Annotated in this window: 12 protein-coding genes and 1 tRNA gene; 1 reads left to right on the top strand and 12 read right to left on the bottom strand. The window is 61.8% G+C overall.

Annotation, left to right across the window (positions count from 1 at the left end; translation table 11 throughout):
- Nucleotides 1-136: 136 nt before the first annotated feature.
- From E2583_RS18585 to E2583_RS18550, 8 genes are all read right to left on the bottom strand, one after another.
- The gene (locus E2583_RS18585; protein WP_291597691.1) at nucleotides 137-508 is read right to left on the bottom strand and encodes a hypothetical protein; all 372 of its coding nucleotides are present in this window, start codon (nucleotides 506-508) and stop codon (nucleotides 137-139) included.
- Nucleotides 509-668: 160 nt separating this feature from the next.
- On the bottom strand, nucleotides 669-1,004 hold the full coding sequence (locus E2583_RS18580; protein WP_291597690.1) for a hypothetical protein: 336 nt from the start codon (nucleotides 1,002-1,004) through the stop codon (nucleotides 669-671).
- A 135-nt stretch (nucleotides 1,005-1,139) separates the two neighbouring features.
- The gene (locus tag E2583_RS18575) at nucleotides 1,140-1,832 is read right to left on the bottom strand and encodes a DUF2711 family protein (RefSeq protein WP_291597689.1); all 693 of its coding nucleotides are present in this window, start codon (nucleotides 1,830-1,832) and stop codon (nucleotides 1,140-1,142) included.
- A 317-nt stretch (nucleotides 1,833-2,149) separates the two neighbouring features.
- Complete coding sequence (locus E2583_RS18570; RefSeq protein ID WP_291597688.1) at nucleotides 2,150-2,506, bottom strand: immunity 8 family protein; 357 nt, start codon at nucleotides 2,504-2,506, stop codon at nucleotides 2,150-2,152.
- Entirely contained in the window at nucleotides 2,503-14,145 is an 11,643-nt protein-coding gene (locus E2583_RS18565) for a hemagglutinin repeat-containing protein (protein ID WP_291597687.1), read from the bottom strand. The genes E2583_RS18570 and E2583_RS18565 overlap by 4 nt, the downstream gene beginning before the upstream one ends.
- A 9-nt stretch (nucleotides 14,146-14,154) precedes the next feature.
- Nucleotides 14,155-15,843 carry a ShlB/FhaC/HecB family hemolysin secretion/activation protein gene (locus tag E2583_RS18560; RefSeq protein WP_291597686.1) on the bottom strand — a complete coding sequence of 563 codons (1,689 nt, stop codon included), beginning with the start codon at nucleotides 15,841-15,843 and terminating at the stop codon, nucleotides 14,155-14,157.
- Nucleotides 15,844-16,966: 1,123 nt separating this feature from the next.
- A tRNA-Gln gene (locus tag E2583_RS18555) sits at nucleotides 16,967-17,043 on the bottom strand.
- A gap of 374 nt (nucleotides 17,044-17,417) precedes the next feature.
- Nucleotides 17,418-18,794 (bottom strand): amidohydrolase, encoded by a 1,377-nt coding sequence (locus E2583_RS18550; RefSeq protein ID WP_291597685.1) that lies wholly within the window; start codon nucleotides 18,792-18,794, stop codon nucleotides 17,418-17,420.
- Nucleotides 18,795-18,889: 95 nt separating this feature from the next.
- Between E2583_RS18550 and E2583_RS18545 the strand changes: the two genes are divergently transcribed.
- On the top strand, nucleotides 18,890-19,915 hold the full coding sequence (locus E2583_RS18545) for a GlxA family transcriptional regulator (protein ID WP_291597684.1): 1,026 nt from the start codon (nucleotides 18,890-18,892) through the stop codon (nucleotides 19,913-19,915).
- Nucleotides 19,916-20,101: 186 nt separating this feature from the next.
- Here E2583_RS18545 and E2583_RS18540 read toward each other — a convergent pair whose 3' ends face one another.
- From E2583_RS18540 to E2583_RS18525, 4 genes are all read right to left on the bottom strand, one after another.
- The gene (locus E2583_RS18540; RefSeq protein WP_291597683.1) at nucleotides 20,102-21,088 is read right to left on the bottom strand and encodes a tripartite tricarboxylate transporter substrate binding protein; all 987 of its coding nucleotides are present in this window, start codon (nucleotides 21,086-21,088) and stop codon (nucleotides 20,102-20,104) included.
- Nucleotides 21,089-21,156: 68 nt separating this feature from the next.
- The gene (locus E2583_RS18535) at nucleotides 21,157-22,086 is read right to left on the bottom strand and encodes a glyoxylate/hydroxypyruvate reductase A (RefSeq protein WP_291597682.1); all 930 of its coding nucleotides are present in this window, start codon (nucleotides 22,084-22,086) and stop codon (nucleotides 21,157-21,159) included.
- A 165-nt stretch (nucleotides 22,087-22,251) separates the two neighbouring features.
- Nucleotides 22,252-23,022 (bottom strand): class II aldolase/adducin family protein, encoded by a 771-nt coding sequence (locus tag E2583_RS18530; RefSeq protein ID WP_291597681.1) that lies wholly within the window; start codon nucleotides 23,020-23,022, stop codon nucleotides 22,252-22,254.
- A gap of 43 nt (nucleotides 23,023-23,065) precedes the next feature.
- Nucleotides 23,066-24,180 (bottom strand): class I adenylate-forming enzyme family protein (locus tag E2583_RS18525; protein ID WP_291597680.1); only part of this gene is annotated, 1,115 nt, incomplete at its 5' end.

The raw sequence follows: 24,180 nt of genomic DNA, 5'->3' as shown, positions 1-24,180 counted from the left end.
ATCTGTTCTTCCGTAAATCTCTTCTTCACGTCCAATCTCCTGTTGCATGGGATTGGACTCCAAGCTCACCTGCTACTCAATTCCGGGGAGACGTCGCGTCTATTTGTGCAACAACGCCACAACGAAGTTGAGTAGCTTATTGCAGAGCACTCTTCATGTCTTGTGGAATAAAAATTCGACAAAGTTTTGCAAGATCAGCCGATACGCGCTCCGCGTCAAACCCATCATGCTCCGCAAATGCCGTCACGGCTGCGCAGACGAGCTGAAAGTCCTTTGATGCCACTGTACGGCGATCAAATTTTATGTAGTACGCATTTAAAAATGTCGTTCCTCTTAATGAGCTGGATGCCACCTCATCCACATATTTTTGATATCCCTCCAAGACAGGAGCATTCGCTTTGTGCTCTGTCCAAAGACGAAATCCCCCGATTGCAAGGCCCGCAAACATAGCAAATGCTATCACCCAACCCCACTCACGAAAGAAGCTTTTTTTTCGAGGGATGTCCATTGGGTGTGTTCTCAGTTGTGAATTTAAACGAAGTGTTATCGAACAATAATAGCTTGGATTCTTCAAGAATTGAGCTCATCTATCTGAATTTCTGCCTCCGCCGCCTGTAGGCAACCGTCTCAGAACGACCATGAATAGACATTCAATCTGAATCTAGTTTCTAGTCCTCTGAGAAAGGCCCTTGAGCAAATTGAACATCTCCTCCGGAGAATTCTCGTACCCAAATATCGCGTAAGTCTTCTCCTGTGCCTCGCACACCAAATGCAGTGCCTGGCCTCTGCATCGCAAGCCAGTGGAAAATAAATTCCAAGGTTGCACAGCCACTGTAGAAAGTGAAACTGGCTTCACCGTTATCAATAAGCTCGGAAATGCCATCAGCAACATCGTGATGAAGTCCGTGTTCATCTAGGAGCTTCAACAAACCTGCATGGAGCTCTGATAGATCAGTTTTGGGATCATCTAAATACTGAAATGATACGAAGGTGTAATAGCTCATCTTTTACGCTTTTCTGAAATGCTATTCATATTAGCTTTGTGCTTTTCCAAGCGCCATGAGCACGTAGCGTATGACTGCTTCTGGCCGATCGCAGCCAACGACCGGTTGAATCCGTCACCCTGAGCAGTCATTCACTTAGGTCGGCTGTGTGCTCCAGTAAATCTCTGTGTTGGGTGAGCAGAAAAAACCTTCAAGAAGATCTTCATTATTGAATCGTTGCAAATCACTTTGTGAGCCGCATAACAATGTGAAATGGCTATCCCAGTGTGAGGTCCAAAGAATTGATTTGTCAGGAGCAAATAGATTTGCATGACATTGTTTAGGGCCGTGAGTAGCCACTTCCTCTATCCATTCAAGCTTCCGTTCTGAACAGAACTCATCTCCAACCCAAACCCAGTCATGCCCAAGTTCTTGAAATTTTGACATGACAGTTCTCCAGAGAAAGGGAGAGAACTCACCTCTATCTGGAGGCATGACTACACTTTGATCGAATAAATTCCTTAGCCTTTCTGCGTTGGTTTCATTTGCGAACTCACTGCGCAAGGACCGGGTATAAGTTTTCAACGCTTGGTCAACTTCTGCGTATGAAGATAACCCAGATAAAGTCACTACATCGGACCACCTTACTGAGTCGCAGTGCTCCAAAATTTCTGCTTCTGAGGGGTAGTATTCCGGACAAAAGCGCTCTGGTGAAATACGACTTGGGCGGATGAAAGGGTTGAAGCAAACATAGACAGCTTCAAACGCTCCTGCATAGTATTGAAGGATGTTGCCATCGTGAGGACATGAGGCAAACAAATCTGGTTTAGGAAGAGCTCTTTTGTTCATTAAAATTCTGTGGTCAATAAGTAGAATCATCAGCCTAGATGAATTCCGACACGATGCCTCAATGAATTCCTTATCTATGTCTGCACCTAGCTAGATGGCCACCGGCAGCTCTTGGCCGTTCCCAATCATACGCACCGGAGCAGCACCCTCCTCTGAGACAAGCGCGTCGGTTCGGTAACGGGGCTTGATGGACTGACTCATTCAACAAGGCTACAACTTGCCGTGCGTCGATTTGTGCAACAACATGGCGGCTATGGCCTAGCCCCTCAGGGGTCACAGTAGCTTGGCACGAATTTTTTGCAACAGTGCCAATCGATTTAAGACTGGTAGTCTTCGTACTCCCATGAGAAAAATCTACAGAGGATTTGCAATGATTGCTCCCAGGTTGCTCGCTCAGCACTACTAATTATTCCATCGATCGTAGACTTTATCAGTTGATAATCAAAATCATTAACAATTATCATGTGCCTAGGGATATAAAAACCCTTAGTTAGGGTCTGGTGCTCAAGCCACGAAGTCGTACATATGCCAACTTGAAAAAGATGGCCGCCATCAATATTTTCTAATCCAATTGTCAAATTTAACCAAACACAGAAATTTCCAGATACCTCCGGCGTATAGGCCTCAAGATTTTCTGTTCCAAAATCTATTCCTTTGAGATTTAATTTATTCATTTAATTATCATATGCCCGTTAGAAATTACTGCACCAGTGATTGGCTCTCTGATCTGGAAATTAGCCTGAACACCAGTCGGATTAAATGCGGCAGGAGCATTGGGCTTAGCGGTCGGTGGTCTAAAAACTCGCGTACCATCAGCGCTAATTAGCCCACCAGGCACCCCACTTAGCGACCGAGCCCCATCGCCCACCCATGTTAACCCCAAGCTATTCGCTTCGGCCACCGTTCCGCTTCCAATAGAAAAATTTGGATTCCCGGATCCACTGCCTTTTACTGCATTCGCAAGCCTTGTGTCTTGCGCCGCAATGTTCGCAAGATTTTCAGCCGCAAGTTGCCCTTGAAGTCTTGGGACAGTCGCTGCATTTGCAGTACCTCCAGAGGTCACAGGATCTTTATTTGAAAGATTCACTCCACCACGCTGTGCATCTAAGGAACCATGCGAAGGCCCTGTCCCCGCATTGTCCAGCACCTTGATGCCAAGCTTCGCGCTTAGAGTCGTAGCAACGCCCCCAATCAGCAAGGCATTGACCAGCGTCTCTCCTCGTACTTTCGGATCTTCGCTGTAGAGACCGCTGACAATGTTTTCAGGCAGACCCGCTATGCCCTTGACAATCACCAACGCGGTATCCTCCAAACCACGGTTAGCGAGGGACGCTACCAGTTGGTAAGCTGCCTGCCCAAGTCCCACTACCGCTCCTGCAGGGGTGATGTTGCTCAGCCCTGTTGCCAAGCCCACAAGGTATTGGGAGTTGGCCTGACATGCGGCCGTGCTGCATTGACGCTCAGACAGTTGATTGCGAATGGCAACGTGTGCATTGCTCTCTAACTTCAGAATGTTCTCTACGTCGTTAGCGCTAACGCCTCTATCGAGTAAATTGGCAATTTCTGTATAGCCCTTGCGGTATTCGGCTTCGAGCGAATTGCAGTTGTTTGTGGCTTTGCAGTTGAGCAGTTCAAGATCGTTTTTCGCGCTGGTGAGATAGGCCTCTTTAATGGCGTCGTCTTTGCAGGCTTGATCGTGGCATGCCTTGAGCTTTTTCTCTAATGCCAGTACATCAGCATGCTTGAGATAGTTATTAGCCACCTCATTACCTGCAGCCGCCGCACCACTGACACCGCCTGCCGCCGCTCCCGCCGCCGTGCTGGCCGCTGCCGTCAGCACATCGGCCAGCGGCCCTGTGATGCCCGCATCATTGAGTGCTTGCGCCACTGCGGGTGCCGTGAGAGTACCGACCGCAGCCCCCGCAGCTCCGCCGACTCCGCCCGTCAGCCCTCCGATCACCGTGTGTGCAGCCAGGCGCAGGCTGCCGTTGTCTCCCCAGGCATCTTCCAACTTCTTGGCCTGGGTCTCCAGTTCTGAACGACGCTGTGGATCGCTTTCCGCTCTGGCCTGTTCTCTCAGTCGGCGGGCCTCTTCTGTCTGCGTTTGGGCATAGTCCCCCACGGCCTTGCTGGCCTGCTTGCCAAACTCCGCCGTGATTGCCACCTGCGCATCGATCTCGCGCTGCACCTTGTTCTGATCAAAGATCCGCTCGATGCCCGTGGCGTCACCCGTGCGCACGCTCTGGTCGCCGGCGATGCCGGAGATACCCGCCGTGGTGGTGCCCTGGGCACTGCCGCTGTCCTGGCCTACGCCGGCTCCCACGCCCTTGACGCCGAACTTGCCCGCATCGTTGCCCACGCTGGCATTGACCCCCACGGCCTGGCCTTCGTAGCGGGCGCTGTTGTGCAGGTCGCTGGTGGTGAGTGCCCCGCCGGTGCTGAAACGGTTCTTGCCCTGCTCCAGCGCCGTCTGGTTGCTGGCGATGACAGCGCCCTTGAGGTCGGTGTCGCCCTTGACGCTGACCTGGAAGCCGCCGTCCCCTGCCTGTATGCCGCTTTGCTCGGTAACGCTTTGGTAGTGGCTGTTGACCTTGCTCTGGCCGGCATTCAATCCGCCACCTATGGGCACGCCTGCGGGGCTGATGGTGAGGCTGCCACCGGCCGACTGGTTGCGGCTGGCGTAGCTGCTGCTGTCCTGCAGGCTTTCGAGTTTGAGATCGCCACCCACATCGGCCACCACCTGCTTGCCGCTGACCACGGCCCCCTTGAGCGTGGTGTCGCCACCGGACTGGAGAGTGACGCTGTTGCCTGCCGCTATGTGGGTGTTGGTGTGGGTGAGGTCGTCGCCAGCCTGGTTGCCACGGCCTTTGCTGGCACTGACGGTAATGCCGGTCTGCTGCCCCACGCTCACGCCGATGCTGCCGGAGCTGGAGCTGCTGCTGCCGCCGAGGCTGGCCGTATTCTGAGCCGCCTGCAAACGGATATCGCCTTCTGCGGCCAAGGTGGCGTCCTGGCCGGCCGTGATATCCGAGCCGCGAACGAGGATGGAGCTGTCCGCCCCCGCCCCCTGGGCAAGGATGTTGACATTGCCGCCGGCTTTGACGGTGCTGCCACGTGCGCCGTCGCTGGTTTGTGCCGTGTTGCTCTGGCTTTTGCTGGAGCCCAGGCTGACGGAGATGGAGGCAGCCTTGGAGGGGTCGCCGCCGGCCAGCGCCTGGGCAGCGCCCTGCAGCTCGCCCGCAGAGTTCTTGACGTTCAACGCCGTCGCCGCTGCAGCCAGGGCCTGCATGCGGCCGCTGCCGGTGTTGCGGGCGGCATCCGCCATGTTGTCGGCGGCCTGTATGGCGCTGATGACGGGGCTGCCGATGCTGACGCTCAAGCCGCTTTGCTTGAAGCGTTGCTCGGTGGCGGAGCTGCCGGTTTCGCGGGCCTCGACGATCTGAACCTCTTTGGCCACGACATTGACGTCGCCCTTGGGGGCCATGACATCGCTGCCGACCTGCTGGTAAGCATTGCCCGCAATGATGTTGACATCGCCGCCCACGCTGCCGACCGTAGATGCAGCAGCCGTGGTGCGGGTGCCCGTCTGATCGGCACTTTGCATACGGCTGCCGATGGTGAAGCCGATGCCTCCGCCGCCGCCAAAGATGCCGCTCTTGGTTTCCTTGCGGTAGTGCTGTTCGCTGGAGGTTTCCTGGGCGGCGGCGATGGTGACGTCTCGGCCCGCCTGCAAGGTGGTTCCCGTGTCGGAGACCACATGGCTGCCGGTCACCGCGATATCGCGGCCGGCGTTGATGGCCACCGTATCTCCGCCCAGATTGCTTCCAACCGCTGTGGTGCTGTGCCGTTGCTCCCGCGTGGTGACGGTCTTGCTGGAGAGAAAGCCTTTGCTGGTGTGTTGATGCGCCTCGTCCAGGCTTTGGCTTGCCTGCCCGGCACTGATCTGGATGTCGTTGCCGGCGGACAGGCTCAAGGCCTTGCCTGCGTCGATGGTGGCGGCCTTGGCATTGATATCCTGACCTGCGCTGAGGTTCACGCGGCCAGCGCCGGTGATCTGCGTGCCCACATCCAGCGTGCTCGACTGGCGCAAGTAGTTCTTGCTGTCCCAGTAGATATCCTGGCTGCTGCCGACCGCAACCGTGTTGAGGTTCAGCTTGTTGCCAGCGGTGAGCACGGTGGCTCCGGTGCCCGCATTCTGTATCTGCGCAGCCGTGAGAGTGAGGTTGTTGCCCGCACTGGCGACCAGCACGCCAGCCGGCCCGGATACATAGATGCCCGCGACACGATCGATCCCTGTCTGGGTGAAGCGGTTGCCGCCTGCCTGGTTGGCACTGCTTTGCGTGGTGGTGGTGAGGTTCAGGTCACGCCCTGCGGACACGGTGGCCGAGTCCACGCCCTTGATGATGCCTGCGAGGTTGTCAAAGTCCTGCCGGGCTGCAAGCTTGACGTCGTTGCCGGACATCTGGCCGCCCAGATTCCGGATGTTCTCGGCGGTGATGTTCAAGGTGTTGCGGCCCGCAATGCTGCCGCTGTTGATGGCATTGCCGGAGAGGATCAGATTCACATCCGAGGCTGCCAGCAAGGTGCCTGTGCCGTCCAGATCGCCGGGCTTGACCCTTACATACACTTGCGGGACCAGCACGCTTTGCTTGCTGCCGTCAGCCAACATCACTTCCCTGGTGACCAGCCAGACGATGTCGCTGGTCAGTTGCGCCACCTGTGCCGCACTGAGCTCCACGCCAGGGCGCAAGCCCTGGGCCTGGGCGAAGGTTGCGCCGTTTTGCAGCAAGTCTTTGTATTGCTCGTCGTTGCTGGTGTAGTTGCCCAGGAATCGGCGGCCCGTGAGCTGCCCGATTTGCTGCTGCACCAGCTGCTGCTCATAGAACCCGTCGCCCAGGCGCTTTTGAACGGTGCCGGGGTCCATCTGCAGAGCCTGGAGCATGTAGTCCGAAGACAGCCAGTTTCTATATTGCGTGAACTTGGGGTCTGTCTCCACCAGATAGCGGGAGCCTGCTTCAGGGTGCTGGCGATACAGGGAGGCTCCGGGTATCCGGGTGTTGGGCTGGGCGGTGCGAATATTGACCTGAGAGGACGCTGATTTGGCATTGGAGGCATTCGCAGCCGTACTCTCGGGGGTCGCGGCTGCGCCGACCTTGGCAGTGGCCTGCGCTTGAGCGCTGCCCCCTTGTGCCGCCACGCCCGCTACGGCATTGCTGGTGATCTGCCCCTGGGTCTGCGTTGCGGTGGCGGCACCAGTTGCCGGGCCTGCCTGCGTTCCCTGCACGGCTCCAGGAGCTACGGAATGATGGATGGCATCCACGGCGCCCGCAGCAGATGCCTGTGCCTGCACCGCTGAAATGGCGCTGGCTCCCGGCGCTGCGCCGGTCGAGGGGTTCGCAGCGTGCTCGGTGTATGTGTAGGAGGCCAGTGTTTGCGTCTTGATTGCGCCTACAGGTGCATAGTCCGAGCCGCTGTACCCACGGTTTGGAGTGCTTGAGCCGCCCTTCCAGGTGCTGTAGACATAGCCTTGGTCGACGGATTTGACCTCTACGGCTGTCGCTCGGTTGTCGAGTGAGCCGCCCGTCGCATTGATCGTTCCACCCGCCAGGATGGTGCTGTCCTGATTCAGGAGCTTGCTGGATGGATTCGATCCGTTCCATTGCAGATTGCCGCCTGCCACGATTTTTCCGGGGGAGGATTGCGTCACTTGCGCACTTTGCTCGGTGCGGCTGTAGTCGTAGAAGACAAACTCCCCAATCCAGCGATTGCGAATGTCCTGGTAGAAGGCATCCAGCTTCGCGTCCAAGGCGGCATCCGCTGCATCGCGGGCGTCCAGCAGGGGTTTGTAGGCGTTGTATTCGTCTACGTTTGCCTGAGTGACCTGGACGTATGTGAGCTGCCCATCGGCCCCTGCTTGCGGATGAAACCCGACAGTGCAGGAGCCGGCGTCCAGCGAACCGCAGGGATTTCCGCTGCTCAGGACCGGAGCGGCCCCCGTGTAGGGAGCTACGCCGAAGTCACTCCAGATTCGATGATCGGCTGCGTAATGCGCGCCTTTGACGAGCTCTCCGCCTCCCCATATCCCGCCCAGGGTGCGGTCACCGCTGTAGTGCATATAGCCTTGGACCGTTTGACCGTTCCGATCGACATAGCTGGGGTTGTAGTAAGGCGCATATTTCTCGAACGGATATTGCTCGGAAGGCAGGAGCAAGCCTTTGTAGTACTGATCGAAGGCTGTGACGTTGCCGGTTGTCAACGAGCAGGTTTCTCCCCCCATGCTGCAACGCCAGTCATTGCCGCTGACTACGAAACTAATATCTTTCGGGCCAGAGCCTGCGACATTGCCATTGGAGATCAGCAGAACGTCGCTGCCCTTGTAGCGCTGGCCGTTCGGTGCCTGAAATTCGACGATCTTCTGAGGCTGGCCTTCGACCAATGTCCACTGCAGATGCGCATTGGTATTGCGAACCTGGTCATGCCCGAGCACCATGCTGCCGGCGGACTCCAGCGTGGCGCTGTGGTTGTTGAGCGTCTGCCCTGCGCCAGTGGCCTGCCAGCTGGGGCTGAGAGCGCCGCCCGTGTGGAGATCACCACCGCTGTAGATGAGTGCCCCTTCGCGGTTGGTGATGTTCTGGACGCCCAGGTCCATGCGCTCCCGCGCAGCAATCGTGGCAGCCTGGGTGATGCCTGCAACGGTTTCCTCCTGGTTGGTCAGCGCGTTGGCTGCAATCGCCACCCGGTCGCCATAGATGCGGCCGGTGCCAACGTTGTTGACATGGCCGGCCTGGATGCGGGTGTCGGCACCGTCGATCAGCCCGCGGTTGGTCACGGTGTCGGAGATGGTGAGCTGCGTTGTCTGCCCGCTCAGCAGTTCGCCCGTGGCCTGGTTGTCCAGGTTGCTGGCGTTGACGGTCAGGTTCTTTCCGGCTTGGACAGTGACCGGGTTGGTCAATGTGCCCGTGGCTTGCAGCTGCAGGTTGCCGCCAGCCTGCAAGGTGCCCGCCAGGGTGTGGTCGCCCTGCAAATTCAGACTGACGTCACCGCGCGAGGCAATCTGTCCTGCGCCGTTCAGGCTGCCTGTGCGAAGGTCCACATTCTGATCGGCAACGATTTGACCCGCGTTGTTGCTGATGTTCAGCGTGGGAGTGGCGGCCTGGTCGGCGGCAATCCTCAGTTGCTGGCCGGCGCTGAGCTCGCCACGATCATTGACCAGCCGGCCATCGCTCAGAATCGTCAAGTCCTGGCCTGCACGCACAGCCCCCTGGCTGTTGTCCAGATTGGCAGTGGTCAGGGAAATCGTGCCGGCTTCCAGGCCCAGCGCTTGTGCACTCCCATCACTGTTCAGAGCCCGGGTGTTCTGGTTATCGATACCTCCGGCCTGAACCGTCAATGCCTGCCCGACCCGGATCAGCCCGGCCTGATTGGTCAGTGTGCCGCTGCCGAGATTGATACCTGCGCCTTGCACCGCAAGCATCTGGCTGCCCGTGTTGTCGATACCGGTCGATTGCACATCGAGATGTGCGCCGCTGTAGATCTGCGCCCCCTGCGCATTCTTCTCGGTGCTGTTGATCGCGCCGCTGCTCGTGATGTTCAGGTCGGCTTGGGCACTGATCAGACCGCCCTGGTTGTTCAATGCGCCACTGCGAATATCCAGTCGTGCGCCGGCGACCAGACCGAGGGAATCGGTGCTGCCGCGGCTTGCCTGGTTGCTCAGGACCTGTCCGTGGGTGTCAATGCCGAGATTGCGCCCTGCAGCCACCAGGCCTGCATCGTTGTCCATCTGGCCGCTCGACAGGATGGCGTCTCGTCCCGACACGATCTTGCCTTGAGCGTTTTGCAGTTGATTGCCCGCGCCGTCCAGAGTGAGCCGCACATCGTTGTCTGCCTGGATCAGGCCTGCAGCGTTCTTGACGGCATTCGTTGTGGTGTGAAGATCGAGGTTGCCTTGAACGGCAACCAGGGTGCCCCGGGTGTTGTCCCAACCCGTGGCTGTGGCCGTCACGCTTTGCTGGCCTGCCACCATGCCGCCGGTGTTGTCGACATCCGCAGAGCTGGTGATCGTGGTCGCCCCGTTGCCGATGATCTTTCCGCCTGTGTTGTGGAGTCCGGCCGTCTCCACGCGAAGCTGGCCGGAGCCCGCATGACCGATCGTCCCGTCCGTGTTGTCAAGCCCCCCACCGGAGACCACGGCGAAGTCCTGCGCATTGGCCACAATGCGTCCCGCGCTATTGTGGATGGCACCCGCACTGCGAATGCCTGCAACGGGATTGGCGGCTGCAGACGCCGTATCCGTCTGCTGGATGACACCTTCGGTATTGTGGATCTCGCCGACATCGATGCTGAGCTGCCCACCACTGAGTTGCGCCCTGGAGCTGTCGAGTTTTTGCCCGGCGGTGCTGGAAACACTCAGCAATCCGGGTGTGCTGATCCTGGCCTGAGCTGCTTGAATGTCTCCCGTCGTCGCGCTCAGCGTCACGTCTGCGCCGGTGCTTCCCGTGGTGCTGCCTTGAAGGTCGAGGCTGGCGGCTTTCAGGCTCAATGCGCCTGTCGCCAGTGCCTGCCCATGGGTTTGCAGGCTGGCGGAGGTCACGGCCGTCAATGCGCCGCTGCCCGTCAGCTGTCCATTGGCGGCCATGCCGGCTGCCAGAACGTTGGCAGCACCGCCAGCAAAGCTGCCTGCAGTGAGCGACAGATTTTTGGCCGCAGCAATGGTGCCTTGATTGCTGACCGCACCGGCCACATCCAGGGTCTGTTCACCCGCTGCGTACAGCGTTGCGCTGTTGTCCAAGCTGGTGGCCCTGGTTCTGAGATCCTTGGCAGCATAGAGGTTGCTGCTGTTGGTGATGGCTTGGGCATGGACGGTGAGGCTGCCGCCTTGGCTTTGAATGCCTGTGGTGTTTCCTGACGTGCCTGTACGGGTGTTGCCCAGGTCTGCGCTTTTCAGTTGCAGGTCGCCATTGGAGGAGATCAGTCCATCGCTGTTGGCGACCTTGCCGCTGCTGGCCAAGGACAAGGTTCCGTCGCCAACGATCTGTCCACGGGTGTTGTCAAGGCTGGACGCCTGCAACGTGGCCTGCCCTGAGCCGGCATGGCTGATCAGCCCGTCCGTATTGTCCAGCGCACCGGATTGAAGCTTCAGATTTGCAGCGTTGACCACAATGCGCCCGGCGTTGTTGTTCAGCGCGCCCCCACCCAGATTGATATCCAGATCAGCGCCCCCGGACTGCTCCATGCTTCCCTGATGGTTGTTTAACTGCCCAACCTGGATTTGCAGTTGCTGGCCGGCCAGGCGACCTGCGGTGTTGTCCAGCGTTTGACCTGCAACCGTGTTGGCGGTAATGGACAGCTTGCCCGGCGTGCTGACTTGTGAGCCCGCCGTGACGATGCTGCCCTGGGCGGCACTCAGATTCACATCGGCATTGGCACTGCCTACCGTTGCACTTCCCAGATCCAGGCTGCCGCCGTCAAGGTGGACGTTGTTTGCAGCCAATGCCTGGCCGGCGGTTTGCAATCCAGCCGAAGTGGTGACGTTCAGAGTCCCGGGATGGGCGAGTTTTCCATCGGCAGCCATGCCTGCGGCCAGCACATTGCTGCCAGTGCCGGCAAACGAGGCGGCTGTCAGGTTCAGGTCCTGGGCAGCGGCAATGGTTCCGCTGTTCGTTACTACACCTGCGGCATTCAGTGTCTGCTCACCTCCTGCGTAGAGGGAGCCGCTGTTGCCCAGGCTGGAAGTGGTCGTAGCCAGGTTCTTCGCAGCCTGGATGGTCCCGCTGTTATCGAGCTGCCGAACATTCAGGTGAACATCACCTGCCTGGCTTTGGATGCCTTTGGCGGTGGCTGCCGCAGGGGTGGCAGCGTTGATCAATTGAGCACTGGTAATGTCGAGCTGGTCAACCGCAGAGATCAATCCATCGGTGTTGTCGAGCTTTCCCGCGTTGATGCTGAGCTGCGTTGCACTGATCTGTCCGAGGGTGTTGTCCAGGCGCTGGCTGCTGGAGCCGTCGGCTCGGATGGTCAAAAGACCTGCGCTGCTGATGCGGGCACCCCCCGTCTGGATGTCGCCGTTTTGAGCCGTCAGGCTCATATTGCCTGCCGTGCTCGCCGCGCTGCCCTGCCTGAGGTCCAGGCTTGCCGCATCCAGGCGGGCATCGCCTGCGGACAGAATCTGCCCCGCGCTTTGCAAGACGCCTGCGACCGTCGCATTCACGGCCCCCGCGCCAGCGAGCTTGCCGTCAGCCCCCATGCCGGCTGCCAGCGCGTGCGTGCCGGCTCCACTGAAGCGGCCTGCACGTACAGACAGATCCTGCGCCGCAGCGATCGTGCCGCTGCTGACGAGAGCGTTTTCGACGGCCAGTGCCTGCATGCCTGCCGAGTACATCACGCCACTGTTGTTCAGCGTCGCGGCATGCGTTTGAAGCAGCTGCGCCGCATGCATGCTGCCGCTGTTGCTCATGGTTTGCGCCTGTACCGTCAGGGAGCCATTGCTCACCACGCGACCACCGTCCGCAAGCGCGGGCTGCTGCCCATCCTGGCTGTCGTTGAGCAACCGGCTCTGGCTGCCCAGATGGAAGGCTCCACTTCCGGCATGCAGCAGCTGACCAGCAGTGTTGTCGATGCTCCGGGCCGCAATATTCAGGTTGGCCGCAGCGGTTTGAATGACGCCAGCCCTATTGGTCAGGCCTCCTTGCAGCGCGATGGTCTGGTCACCGGAACCCGTCTGGATGAGTTGCCCCGCGACGTTGCTCAAGGAACTGGCCTGGATGGCCAGGGCGGGAGCCTGCACCCGCGCACCGTCTGTCGTGAGGGCTTGACTGGTCTGCAGGCGCAGCTGCCCGGTCGCCAGCAGCTGGCTCCCCGTGGCCTGCAAATCACCCGCCGTGGCCTGCAACTGCAAGGTTGCAGCCTGCTGGCGGGAGGATGAGAGGTCCAGGCTCGCGCCTTGCAGGTTCAGATGGCTGGTGGCCAGTGCCCGGCCTGCAGTCTGCACGCTCGAATCGGCGCGCACACTCAGGTTTCGGGCTCCGGCCAACTGCCCGTCCGCTTGCAGACCAGCCGCCCAGACGGAGGTATCACCGGCCCGAATCTGCGCTCCGCCCGCAGCCTGGATGGATACATCACCCAAGGCTGCAACCGTGCCACGGTGTGTCTGGCTGGCCTGGGAGTCCAGCTGCACGGTGCCGCCGCCATAGATGACGCCGTCTTGATCTATCGCGCCACGGGTGCTCACCGCCACATTCGAGCGATCCGATTGGATGGAGCCGCTGTTATGAAGCCAGCCCTCGCTGTTCAAGGTGAGTGTTCCGCTACCGGCCTGCATCAAACCGGCATTGCGGACCCCGAGACCGGCTTCGGTTCCGACCATGAAGATCTTGCCCGCATACATGCCGCCCAGTTGCGCGACGTCGAGGGCAAACTGGGGTTTCACAGGCTCTGCGCCTGCCGCACCGGGGCTGCCTTGCTGGACACTGCCATCGGTGGCAATCCGGTTGACGCCTGTGACAACCCGCAGGTCCTGGGCCCACAAACCGGCATTGAGCGAGACGGCCCGGGCCAGGATGCTGGCGTAGTCGGCCTTGGTGGCATCCAGGCCGCTGCCCTGGATGCGGATCTGGCCTCCTTGAACGTTGAACCCGTCCACGCTGCCGTTGGCGCCATACAGCGGTCTGCCGGTGGCGAGGGTGACGCCTGCCGCATTGATGAACGACAGGCCGTCAACGACCAGACCCGAAGGATTCGCAATGATGACGTCCGCCCGCTGTCCTGCCACTTCCATCGGTCCCATCAGGCGGGTCTGAGCGGCCGAGTTGACTTCATTGACGATGACGCTGGCACTGCCCTTGGCAAGCCATGGATTGCCTTGCACCCAGCCACCAATCTGGGTTTGCACATGGGTGCGGCTGTTGTTGAGGATGGCGCCCTTTTGCCCGATGTCGAACTGCTGATAGGTGTTGCGGCTCACCCCCCCTGCGGAAGGCGTCTGGATGTTGACCGTGGGCGTGCCGTTGGCCGATTCCAGCACCGTGGGGCGCTGGCGATTGGGGGCCGAGGGGTCGGCAATGATTTGCGCAAAGCCGGCAGGAACCCCCAGAGCCAAGGCCAGCATGCCTGCTGTCTTGGCTGCAGCAGAGAGCGGGAAATCGCTCAGGAAGGACTTGGCAGTGCGCAAACTGCCCGCCGACAAGGCACCTGAATCACAAGCGCCTGTCTGTGTGCTGCCATTGCTGGCCTTGCCTTCGCTGGAAGCTGTTTCCTGCACCACCATCCGGATGCCACGGGCTCTGTTGAAGATAACGCGGTGAAGATGTTTGTTCATGACGACGCCTCAGAAGCTGTAGGCCAGGCTCAGAGCCAGGTTGGTGTGGGAGGTTCGGAAGTGCTCGGGCTTTTTGACAGGCGTTGCCACAAAGACTTCATAGGAGAGGTTGCGCCAGGCTCCACGCAGGCCGATGGCCGCACCGGTCAATGACTGACCCACGAGAGATTGCGCAGCAGGCCCGCTGACATGGCCGGTATCCAGCCCCACAAAGGCCTCCGCATTGCCTGCGACGCCCAGATTCAGGGGCGTGCTGAGTTCGTTGCGCCAGTACCAGCCTCGTTCGGCCAGCAAGGTGCTTTCTCCATCGAAGCCCCGCACGGTGTAACGGCCGCCAATGCCGATGCGGTCTTGTGGCGTCAACGGCGTCTTGTTCCACTGGCCATGCCAGTTGCTGCTGAATCGGAGTTGGGTGCCGCCCAGTACGAAGGGCTTCGACAATGCCAGATCGGCAATGAAGAGCTTCATGCGCGAAGTGCCTTCACCAAAGGGTTCCTCGGGCGCGCGCAAGGCCGCAAAAGCACCTGTGCCTCGCTTGTAGGCCAGGTTGGCATCCAGGATGGCATTGCCCAGATAGCTGCGCTGGTTCAGGCTCAGCTCAAAGCCCGAGGTACGCCGGCGCTGGACGTCGATCTCCACATCGTCGATGTAGTTGTTGGAAGTCCGCTGGAAGGCCCTGATGCCAGCCGTGGTCTTGGAGGAGGCATTGCGGAACACCACCCGGCTGAGCTTGAGATCCAGATTGCTGGATTCCCCGCGATAGGTGTAGTTCCGATAGGCACCCGCAACGCCCTGGTGGTATTTGTTATAGGAGCCCGACAGGGCCAGCAACCAATACCCGAAGGGCAGGGAATACTGCGCGGCACGGGTTTCGGTCCCACGGTTGCCGCCATTACCAACACCCCCGCCGAAGCTGAAATACATCAGGTCATTCAGGCCCAGCGGGTTGTCCCAGGATACCGTTCCCGTGGCCTGTATTTTTCCTGTGGATTGGGTGCCGCCATTATCGAGGGCTGCGTTGAATCGCAAGGGGCTGATATTTTTATAGGTAATCACCAGATCGCTTTGACCAGGCTCCATCTCGGGCCCTTCGGCAGGCATGATCTGAATATCGGCATCCGACGTCGGTACTCTTTTGAGATTTTCAAGACCTTGCTCAATATCACGAAGCTGCAGTAATTCGCCGGGCCTGGAGGGCAAGGCGGTGCGCAGCGAGGTGCTTGCCGTGCTCTCCTGGGTCCATCGAACGGCCCTGAGAATGCCGGGAATGAAAGCAACGGTCAGCACGCCATCGTTGAGGTTTTGCGGGACCACCATCACTCGGGAGGTCACGTACCCGTGCTCGAGCAGGGCTTGCTGCATTCTCGCCAGGACGACCTCGACCCCCTTGGCGCCGACGCAGGGCCGGGCACCCAGGTCAATGCCCGCCGAAGGCCCGAGCCAGGGGACTTGATCGAGCCTGGGGCCTGTCAATTCAATCGCATGGAGCGAAAAGCAAGGCGTCTCCCCCACCGGCATTGCCAGCGTTTCGGGCCTGGCTTTCGGCTGCAAGGTGTCCGCGTTCGGAGCCATGCGCTCACGCAATTCACGTTCGCGCTCCTGCTGGCGCTGCAGCTGCTGCTGCTCGATGGCAGCACCGCCGGACAACTGTGCAAAAGCGGGAGCAGCCAGGCCCATCAATGCCAACCACAGAGGCATTAAATGAAAGCACTGGCTATTTTTTGTCTCCCCCATAAAAGGATTGGGTATTTCTTGTGTCATTTTTTCCGCGTGAATAGCGCTCACGTCATGCCAAAAGACTATTACGCAAAATCCACATTACCGAAATAGCGTTTGATGAATATTGACAAAGATGAAAGTTCATTAATCGGGCGGGATTACCCTATAGATTTTTGACCGCAGGGCATGCTGCTGTTTCTAATCCAACGTCGGCGGTCCAGCCTCGGCCATGACGACGCCGAAAATGTCGCGAATATCGGGGGCGTCGAAAACGATGGAATGTATCGGTGCATCCCGTGTGGAATCGCGCGCTGTGATCGCACATCGCCCTCGGGGCCCCAGGACATGGCTGTCCGGCGCAGCCGATCTGGTCGCGCCGAAATCCGCATTCACCGGCGGCTCCAGGGCTGCGCGAATGGGCGGCACGGGCCGGCGCTGCACTCTTGCGACGGCAGCCGTCGACATCCGGACTCCGCACTCCCGGCTGCCGAATCAGGGCCACCAGCGGACGCTGGTTTCCTCATGCGGCGATCCCTGTTCCTGCGTCCCGGCCTGCGGAATATCGCGTGACATTCCCCGAGCCTCGTCACCGGGTTGCACTGCTGCGCATCCAGTCAGCTCCAGCATTCCCGCCATGCTCCGGCGCGTTGCGGCTTCGACCTGGCGGGCAGCGGCATTGCCGGTGCCAAGGTCTTCCCGCACTCCGTGCCACGCCCGCAGGAGAATGAGATCGGGCAGGTCTGCAGGATTGCGCCCCCGTGCAGAATCGCGGCCCGCCACCAGGCTGCTCCTTGCATGCCTGCCTGCCTGCCTGCCTGCCGCGGGAATGCCATGCGCATACGGCGATCTCGCCTGCCCCAGGTCGGCGCCGGCCGCGTTGCACAGCACAGGTCCAAGAGCGCAAGGCTTGCGGATCGGCGTGAAGGCATCCCGGCAAACGCCTGGACTGCCGAGCCGGGGTCTCGACTCCTTCAGGCATGAGGGCACCGCTCCATGGCAGTTGCACCGCCCGTGCCTGCCGGCTTTCCTGGAAGCCCTTGACGGATTGAGCCCTACAACGAAAAAGCCCCGCCTGCAGACGCAGACGGGGCTTTAAGTATCTTGGCAGGGGAAGAAGGATTCGAACCTTCGCATGCTGGAATCAAAATCCAGTGCCTTAACCAGCTTGGCGACTCCCCTACGTAGAAGGCTATTATAGCCCGGTTTTTCACGGGTTTCGGAGAACATCGAAAAATCCTGCCCGGCGAGTCCAGGCCTGAGGCCGGAACACCCCATGCCCGGCCATGCCTTTCAGACCAGAGCAGCCCGATTGGTTCCGGCCCCGCGTCTTGCGTGCCATGACCCGGAAGCCCTGGGCCCGGGTTCCGAAACGCGAAGCTGTCCGCCCCTGTCTGCAGTCTCTCCCACCTCACCTCAGGGGACGCTTGAATCGGATGCGGCCCACGATGAGGCCCCGATGCCCCAAGCTGACGGGAGGATCCCCCCCTTGCCCGCCTCGAGACAGAGGGCAGAGCGACACCGGCAAGCGGCTCCCCCCTGCGAAAGACCCACGGCTATGGGTTGCGCTGCAGATAGTCCACGGCCAGCGCAGCCAGCGAACGGGCCCCCGTGGGCAATTGTTTCTCGTCGATATCGAACAGCGGCGAGTGGTTGGGCGCTGCCTTGGTGAAGTCCTGGCCTGCCGGCGGTGCCCCCAGGAAGTAGAAGAATCCCGGCACCACTTTCTGGAACTCCGAAAAATCCTCGGATCCGCTGACCTTGGGGATCACCATGGCCTTGCCGCCCAGGGCCAGCTTGAGCGCGGGCAGCGAGGCCTCGGTCAGCGCGGCCGGATTGGTGGTCACCGGATAGGCCACGGGGCCGAAGCGCACCCTGGCCTTGGCGCCGCTGGAGGCCGCGATCTGCTCGGCCGTGGCCGTGATTCGCTTGTGCGCTTCCTGACGCATGTCTTCGTCAAAGGTGCGCAGCGTGCCCTGCATCTCGACATTGTCGGGAATGATGTTGTAGCGCGTGCCGCCCTGGATGGAACCAATGGTCAGCACGGCCGGCTCCAGGCTGATGTTGAGCTGGCGGCTGACCACGGTCTGCAGGCCCAGCACCACCTGGCTGGCCGCGACGATGGGATCGACCGCATTCCACGGCGACGAGCCATGGCCGCCCCGGCCCTCGACCTGGATGCTCAGGCTGTCCGAGCCCGCCATCAGCGGCCCGCTGCGATAGCCCACCATGCCCGAAGGCAGGTTGGCCGTGATGTGCAGGCCGTAGATGGCCTGAACATCCTTGAGCACGCCGGCCTCCACCATGGCCTTGGCACCGAAGCTGGGCACATGGCCATGGGCATCGGCCTCCACCGGAGCGCCCTCTTCGGCCGGCTGGAAAATGAACTTCACCGTGCCCGGCAGCTTCGCGCGCATCCCGGCCAGCGCCTCTGCAGCCCCCATGAGCATGGCCACGTGGGCATCGTGACCGCAGGCATGCATGACCGGCACCTCCTTGCCCATGTACTGGGCCCGGGCCCGGGACGCAAAGGGCAGGCCGGTTTTCTCGGCCACGGGCAGCGCATCCATGTCGGCACGCAGCGCCACGGTCCTGCCCGGCTGGCCGCCTCGCAGCACGCCCACCACGCCCGTGCCGCCCACGCCGGTCTGCACCTCCATGCCCAGGCGGCGCAGGTGATCGGCCACCAGTTTGGCCGTGCGTTCCTCCTGGCCCGACAGTTCGGGATGCTGGTGAATGTCGCGACGCCACTCCACCATCCTGGGCGCCAACGGACGGATCGCGGCGTCCAGCGCCGCGAGCCCCTGGGCATCGAGTCCTTGTGCCTTGGCCGCCAGCGGCAGACCGGAGGCCAGCAGACCGCACAGGGCAACGGCGCGCAGGCCTGGACGGGAGGGGGAGGACGGCTTCGTCCCGGCGCTTGTGTGGAGCATTTTCGTGTTCCTGAAAGTGACACAGGCCCTCATGCTAAAAGTGAAGCGCCTGTGACGAAGACGGCAAAATCGCCATTCGAGGAGCCAGAACCGCCATGCCCAGAAACTTCGTCATCGAGCTGCCCTGCGTGGAGCAAAGCGCCACAGGCCACGCCGCGCATCTCGTGGAGATGCTGCGCAGCGCCAACCTCGTTGCCGGCCTGCGCCTGGGCCGGCGCGCACCGCGCTTTGGCTGGCATTGGGTCGATGGTCATGGCCGGCCGCTGCACGCCATGCCCCACGGGGTGGAAGGCCGGGCCGCCGAAGGGCCGGTGCAAGCCGTCTTCCTGAGCCCACTGCATTGCCCGGACATTCCCTCCATCCGCGACATCGTCGCCACAAACCAGACCATCACACGTCGCATCGCCACTGCCTTTGACCAGGGCCTGGCAGTGTGCACGCTGGGCAGCGGCGCCTGGTTCGCGGCAGCCGGCGGACGCTGCCAGGGCCGGCGCGTTGCCCTGCCCTGGTATTTCATGGGCGGCTTCGGCCTGGATTTCCCGGACATCGAGCTGGCCGAGGGGCAGCCCTTCGTGGACGACGGCCCCTGGCTCAGCGCCTCCCATCCGGAAGCCCTGGCCTCCATGGCCGTGGCGCTCACGCGCCATGCCTTCGGCGACGACCTGGCTGCAGCGCTGGCCGCCTTGCTTCTACCCGACCCGCAGCGCGAACGCGCTACCCTGGCCGCCCTTCAGGACCGGCGGATTCCCGCCACGCGGACCAGCGTGCTGGCCCATGCCATTGCCTGGCTGGAAGCGCGCGTGGAGCAGCCATATGACCTGCGAGCGCTGGCGGACGCGGTATCGGCCAGTCCGCGCACCCTGCTGCGCCACTTCCAGCAGGAGCTGGGATATAGCCCGCTGGATCATCTGCACCGCCTGCGCTGTGCGCGGGCTCGTGTGCTGCTGGAGATCACGCTGGAGAGCGTGCCCTCCGTGGCGTTGGCCTGCGGTTACGAAGATGCCTCTGCGTTCCGGCGGGTGTTCGTCCGGCATGTGGGAATGACGCCTGCGGCCTATCGGGAAAGGCATGCATTGAGGGCACCGAGAAGACGGTGGCGCGTCGCAGCCAGCGAGGTTTGACGCTCCTGACGGATCCGGGCACCTGGTGGCACCGTGGGTGTTGCCCCGCACTTTCCGCGAAGACGCGATTGCGGCCTTGCATCCGGGGCGCATCCGCCCTCCAGTCAGCGCCGCTCCACCGGAAGCGGCGCCCTGTCGCGTGAAGCCGGTTTCCCTGCCTCGCGAGGAGGAACGCGGCCGGGAAAACTAGTCCACCGTCACCTTGGCCTCACGGATCACTTTCCCCCATTTGGCCGTTTCGGCAGCGATGAAGCGATCGCATTCCTCGGGCGTCGATCCTTCGGCAAACGTGCCCATGGTCTGCTGCATGCGCTGCGTGATTTCAGGGCTGCGAATGATGCGAGCGACTTCGGCAGACATGCGCTGCACAATCTCCTTGGGCACTCCTGCCGGAGCCATCATGGCAGCCCAGGTACTGCCCATGAGCTCGGGAATGCCTTGCTCGGCAAACGTAGGCACATCGGGCAACACCGCCAGCCGCTTGTCGCTGGCCACGCCAATCAGACGAATGCGACCGGCCTTGGCAGGCTGTATCAGATTGGGCGGAGGATCGAGGAACAACGGGATCTGGCCGCCCATCAGGTCGGTCAACGCCGGCGCGGCTCCCTTGTAAGGCACATGGATCATGTCCGTCTTGGTCAGCAGCTTCATCAGCTCGGTCGTCAGATGCGCGCTGGAGCCGCTTCCCGAGGAGCCAAAGCTGACCTTGCCCGGATGCGCCCTGGCATAGGCAATCAGCTCCTGCGTGGTCTTGAACGGTGCATTGGTGGACACCGCTGCAACCAGCGGCGAGATCCCCATCAGTGACACGCCAACCAGATCCTTGCCGGGGTTGTAGGGCAGCTTGGGATACAGCGTGGTATTGGCCGCATAAGCGGCAATCACCACACCGAAGGTGTAGCCGTCGGGCGCAGACTTTGCCACTTGATCCACACCGATGAGGCTGTTCGCGCCCGGCTTGTTGTCGATGACGATGGGCTGACCCAGCGCTTTCTGCAAACCCACTTGCAGCAGGCGCGCCATCTGGTCGGTGAAGCCGCCCGCCGTGTAGGGAACGACGATGCGTATGGGCTTGGAGGGCCAGGGGCTCTGGGCCCAGGCCGAGGGAGCCAGCATGGCGGCGCCGGCTGCGGCGCCCGATTGCAGAAAGCTGCGGCGAGATGTCGAAGGCATGAAAGTCTCCTGGTTCTTGTCGGGAAAAAGCGCCGTGCGGCCGCACGGCAGTGGAGAAGGACAAGGCGTCAGTACCCGCGGGCTACGTCCACCAGGTTCAGCAGGGGTTCGCCCGCGCGCAGGCGGCGCAGGTTCTCCAGACACTGGCGGGCCACGGTCTCTGCCGAAGCCTGGGCCGCGATATGCGGCGTGACAAAGGCCTTGGGGTGTCCCCATACCCTGTTGCCAGGCTGGGGGGGCTCCTCGCGCAGCACATCGAGCGCGGCACCGGCCAGATGGCCTTCGTCGAGCAGGGCCAGCAGGTCGTCCTCGACCACCTGCTCGCCCCGCCCCACGTTGATAAGGTAGGCACCGCGCGGCAGCAAGGACAGCATGCTGCGGTTCAGCAGATCGCGCGTCTCGGGCGTGAGCGGCAAGGCGCAGACCAGAATGTCGCTGACAGCCAGCAGCTCTTTGAGGCCTTGCGTGCCGCTGAAGGTGGGCAGGCCGGCAATGTCCTTGACGCTGCGGCTCCAGCCTGCGACGGGATAGCCGACGGCCTGTACGGCACCCGCCACGAAGCGGCCCACCTCGCCCAGACCGAGGATGCCCACGCGGCAGTCCGCGCTGGCGCGCACAGGACGGCGCAGCCATTCCCCGGCCTGCTGCTGGCGCGCGAACAGGTCCAGCTCGCGCGTGTGGCGCAGCGCCGTGCCCACCACGTACTGGGCGATCTCCACATGCTGCTGCGGATCGACGGTGCGCGCCACGGGCAGACCGGCCGGCAGATCAGGCACAGCCAGCAGCTTGTCCACGCCCGCACTGGGCGCGCACAGCAGCTTGAGCTGGGGATAGGCCGGCAGCACGCCCGGCCTGAGGCTCCAGGCCAGCATGGTTTCGACCTCCGCAGCAGGCGCTTCGTCGCGATGGGCCCAGACGCGCAGATCAGGCGCCATGGCGCGCAGTGCATCGACGATGGGCGCTCCCATGCTCGGATGGATATTGACCAGAATTCCCATTGATTGCTCCATGAATCTGAGCGCTGTTCGCTGCCTGCGAAACGGCTGCAGCCCAGGCACGGGCCTATGCCGGCCGCACCGCCCCGCAGCAAGGGTGTCGTTCCCCTCCCGCGAAGCGCGAGGGGGGCACCGTGCAACGGGAAAGCGCGCAGCGACTCAGGGGGGTTAGTCCTTATAACTTGGGTCTATGCGGTCCAGGCGGCGCAGCAGGCCCGGCCAGGCCAGACCCGCGCCCTTGCCCTTGGTGACCTGGCGCGACTGGTTGACCGCGTCGGCAATGATGGTCTGCGGAATGCGCGTCAGCTCGCCGCCGCCCGACTGCGCCAGGATCTGGATGCGGCAGGCCGACTCCAGCGTGTACATGGCCAGCACGGCCTCGGCCACGCTGCGTCCACAGGTCAGCAGGCCGTGATTGCGCAGAATGAGGAAGTTGCTGGCACCCAGATCGTCCACCAGGCGCGGCTTCTCGTCATCGCGCAGGGCCACGCCCTCGTAGTCATGGTAGGCCAGGCGCACCAGCGGAAAGATGGACTGCTGCGAAATGGGCAGCAGCCCCTCCTTTTGCGCCGACACCGCCACGCCGTAGCGTGTGTGCGTGTGCAGCACGCACTGCACCTCGGGGCGGCCGTCGTGGATGGCGCTGTGGATGACGAAGCCGGCAGGGTTGACGTCGTACTCGCTCTCCATCAGCGGCCGGCCTTCGTGATCGACCTTGACCAGGCTGGACGCGGTGATCTCGTCGAACAGCATGCCGTAGGGATTGATCAGGAACTGATCCGGCCGACCCGGCACGCGCGCCGAGATATGGGTGAAGATCAGGTCGTCCCAGCCGAAGTGGGCGACCAGCCGGTAGGCTGCAGCCAGCTCGACGCGGGCCTGCCATTCCTCGGGCGTCACCTGGCGGCGGACTTCGGACATCGTGGGGTCATGGCTCATGGGATAGGTCTCGTGATGGGCATCGTGAAAATGGAAGCCAGGCTCAGCACCCTGCCGCGTACCGGTCACGCAGCTCGCGCTTGAGCACCTTGCCGATGGCGCTGCGCGGCAGCTCGGCGATGAAACGCAGGTCGGCCAGACGCTGGGTCTTGCCGGCCCGCAGGTTGTACCAGCCCATGATGTCTTCGGGCAGGGCCGGCTGCCCCGCGCGCGACACCACATAGGCCACGGGCGTCTCCCCCCATTGCTCGGAAGGCACGCCGACCACGGCCACATCGTCCACGGCCGGGTGGGCGCGCAGCTGGACCTCCAGGTCGCTGGGGTAGATGTTGAAGCCGCCGCTGATGATCATGTCCTTGCGTCTATCGAACAGGGTCAGGAAGCCGTCGGCGTCGAAGCGGCCCACATCGCCCGTGCGGATGAAGCGCTTGCCCGTGGCATCGAACCATTCGGCCTCTCGCGTCTTGGCGGGCTGACCGTGGTAGCCGGTCATCATGCTGGCCGAGTGGCCCACGACCTCGCCGTCCTGGCCGGGTGCGACCTCGCGGCCCTCTTCGTCGATGAGGCGGATGTCATGGCCTTCGGCGGGCTGGCCCACGGTGTGCAGCTTGTCCGGGTGCAGATGGGCTTCGAGGATGCAGGTGCCGCCGCCTTCGGTCATGCCGTAGAACTCGGTGAGGCTGCCGGGCCAGCGCGCCACCACGTCGGCCTTGAGCTCGGCGCGGAACGGCGCACTGGTGCAGAACTTGGCGCGAAAGCTGGACAGATCGTATTCGCCGAACTGCGGCAGCGCCATGATGCGCTGGTACTGCACAGGCACCAGCATGGTGTGGGTGACGCGGTGCCGCTGGGCCAGCTGCAGGTAGCGGGCCGCATCGAACCTGGGCATGAGCACCACGCAGCCGCCGCTGCCCAGCGTGGGGAAGAACACCACCAGCGTGGTGTTGGAGTACAGCGGCGTGGCCAGCAGCGTCGTGCCCTCGGGGCCGTAGCCGTAGACGCTGCCCCGGTTGATGTGGGCCCAGCGCATGCCGTGCGACTGCACGATGCCCTTCGGAACCCCCGTGGTGCCCGAGGAATAGATGATGTTGAACGGCGCGGCCGGCTCCACGCTCACGGGCGCGGGCTGCGCGCCTTCGGGCGCCAGCCAGTCGTCAA

Source organism: Comamonas sp. (assembly GCF_009360615.1).
GTDB lineage: Bacteria > Pseudomonadota > Gammaproteobacteria > Burkholderiales > Burkholderiaceae_C > Comamonas.
The sequence above is the reverse complement of the archived record's forward strand: the minus strand, read 5'-3'. Positions and strand labels throughout refer to the sequence as shown.

What these genes read in the sequence shown, in the direction of transcription:
- E2583_RS18585 (WP_291597691.1), bottom strand. Translation starts at nt 508, where the DNA reads ATGGACATCCCTCGAAAAAAAAGCTTCTTTCGTGAGTGGGGTTGGGTG.
- E2583_RS18580 (WP_291597690.1), bottom strand. Translation starts at nt 1,004, where the DNA reads ATGAGCTATTACACCTTCGTATCATTTCAGTATTTAGATGATCCCAAA.
- E2583_RS18575 (WP_291597689.1), bottom strand. Translation starts at nt 1,832, where the DNA reads ATGAACAAAAGAGCTCTTCCTAAACCAGATTTGTTTGCCTCATGTCCT.
- E2583_RS18570 (WP_291597688.1), bottom strand. Translation starts at nt 2,506, where the DNA reads ATGAATAAATTAAATCTCAAAGGAATAGATTTTGGAACAGAAAATCTT.
- E2583_RS18565 (WP_291597687.1), bottom strand. Translation starts at nt 14,145, where the DNA reads ATGAACAAACATCTTCACCGCGTTATCTTCAACAGAGCCCGTGGCATC.
- E2583_RS18560 (WP_291597686.1), bottom strand. Translation starts at nt 15,843, where the DNA reads ATGCCTCTGTGGTTGGCATTGATGGGCCTGGCTGCTCCCGCTTTTGCA.
- E2583_RS18550 (WP_291597685.1), bottom strand. Translation starts at nt 18,794, where the DNA reads ATGCTCCACACAAGCGCCGGGACGAAGCCGTCCTCCCCCTCCCGTCCA.
- E2583_RS18545 (WP_291597684.1), top strand. Translation starts at nt 18,890, where the DNA reads ATGCCCAGAAACTTCGTCATCGAGCTGCCCTGCGTGGAGCAAAGCGCC.
- E2583_RS18540 (WP_291597683.1), bottom strand. Translation starts at nt 21,088, where the DNA reads ATGCCTTCGACATCTCGCCGCAGCTTTCTGCAATCGGGCGCCGCAGCC.
- E2583_RS18535 (WP_291597682.1), bottom strand. Translation starts at nt 22,086, where the DNA reads ATGGGAATTCTGGTCAATATCCATCCGAGCATGGGAGCGCCCATCGTC.
- E2583_RS18530 (WP_291597681.1), bottom strand. Translation starts at nt 23,022, where the DNA reads ATGAGCCATGACCCCACGATGTCCGAAGTCCGCCGCCAGGTGACGCCC.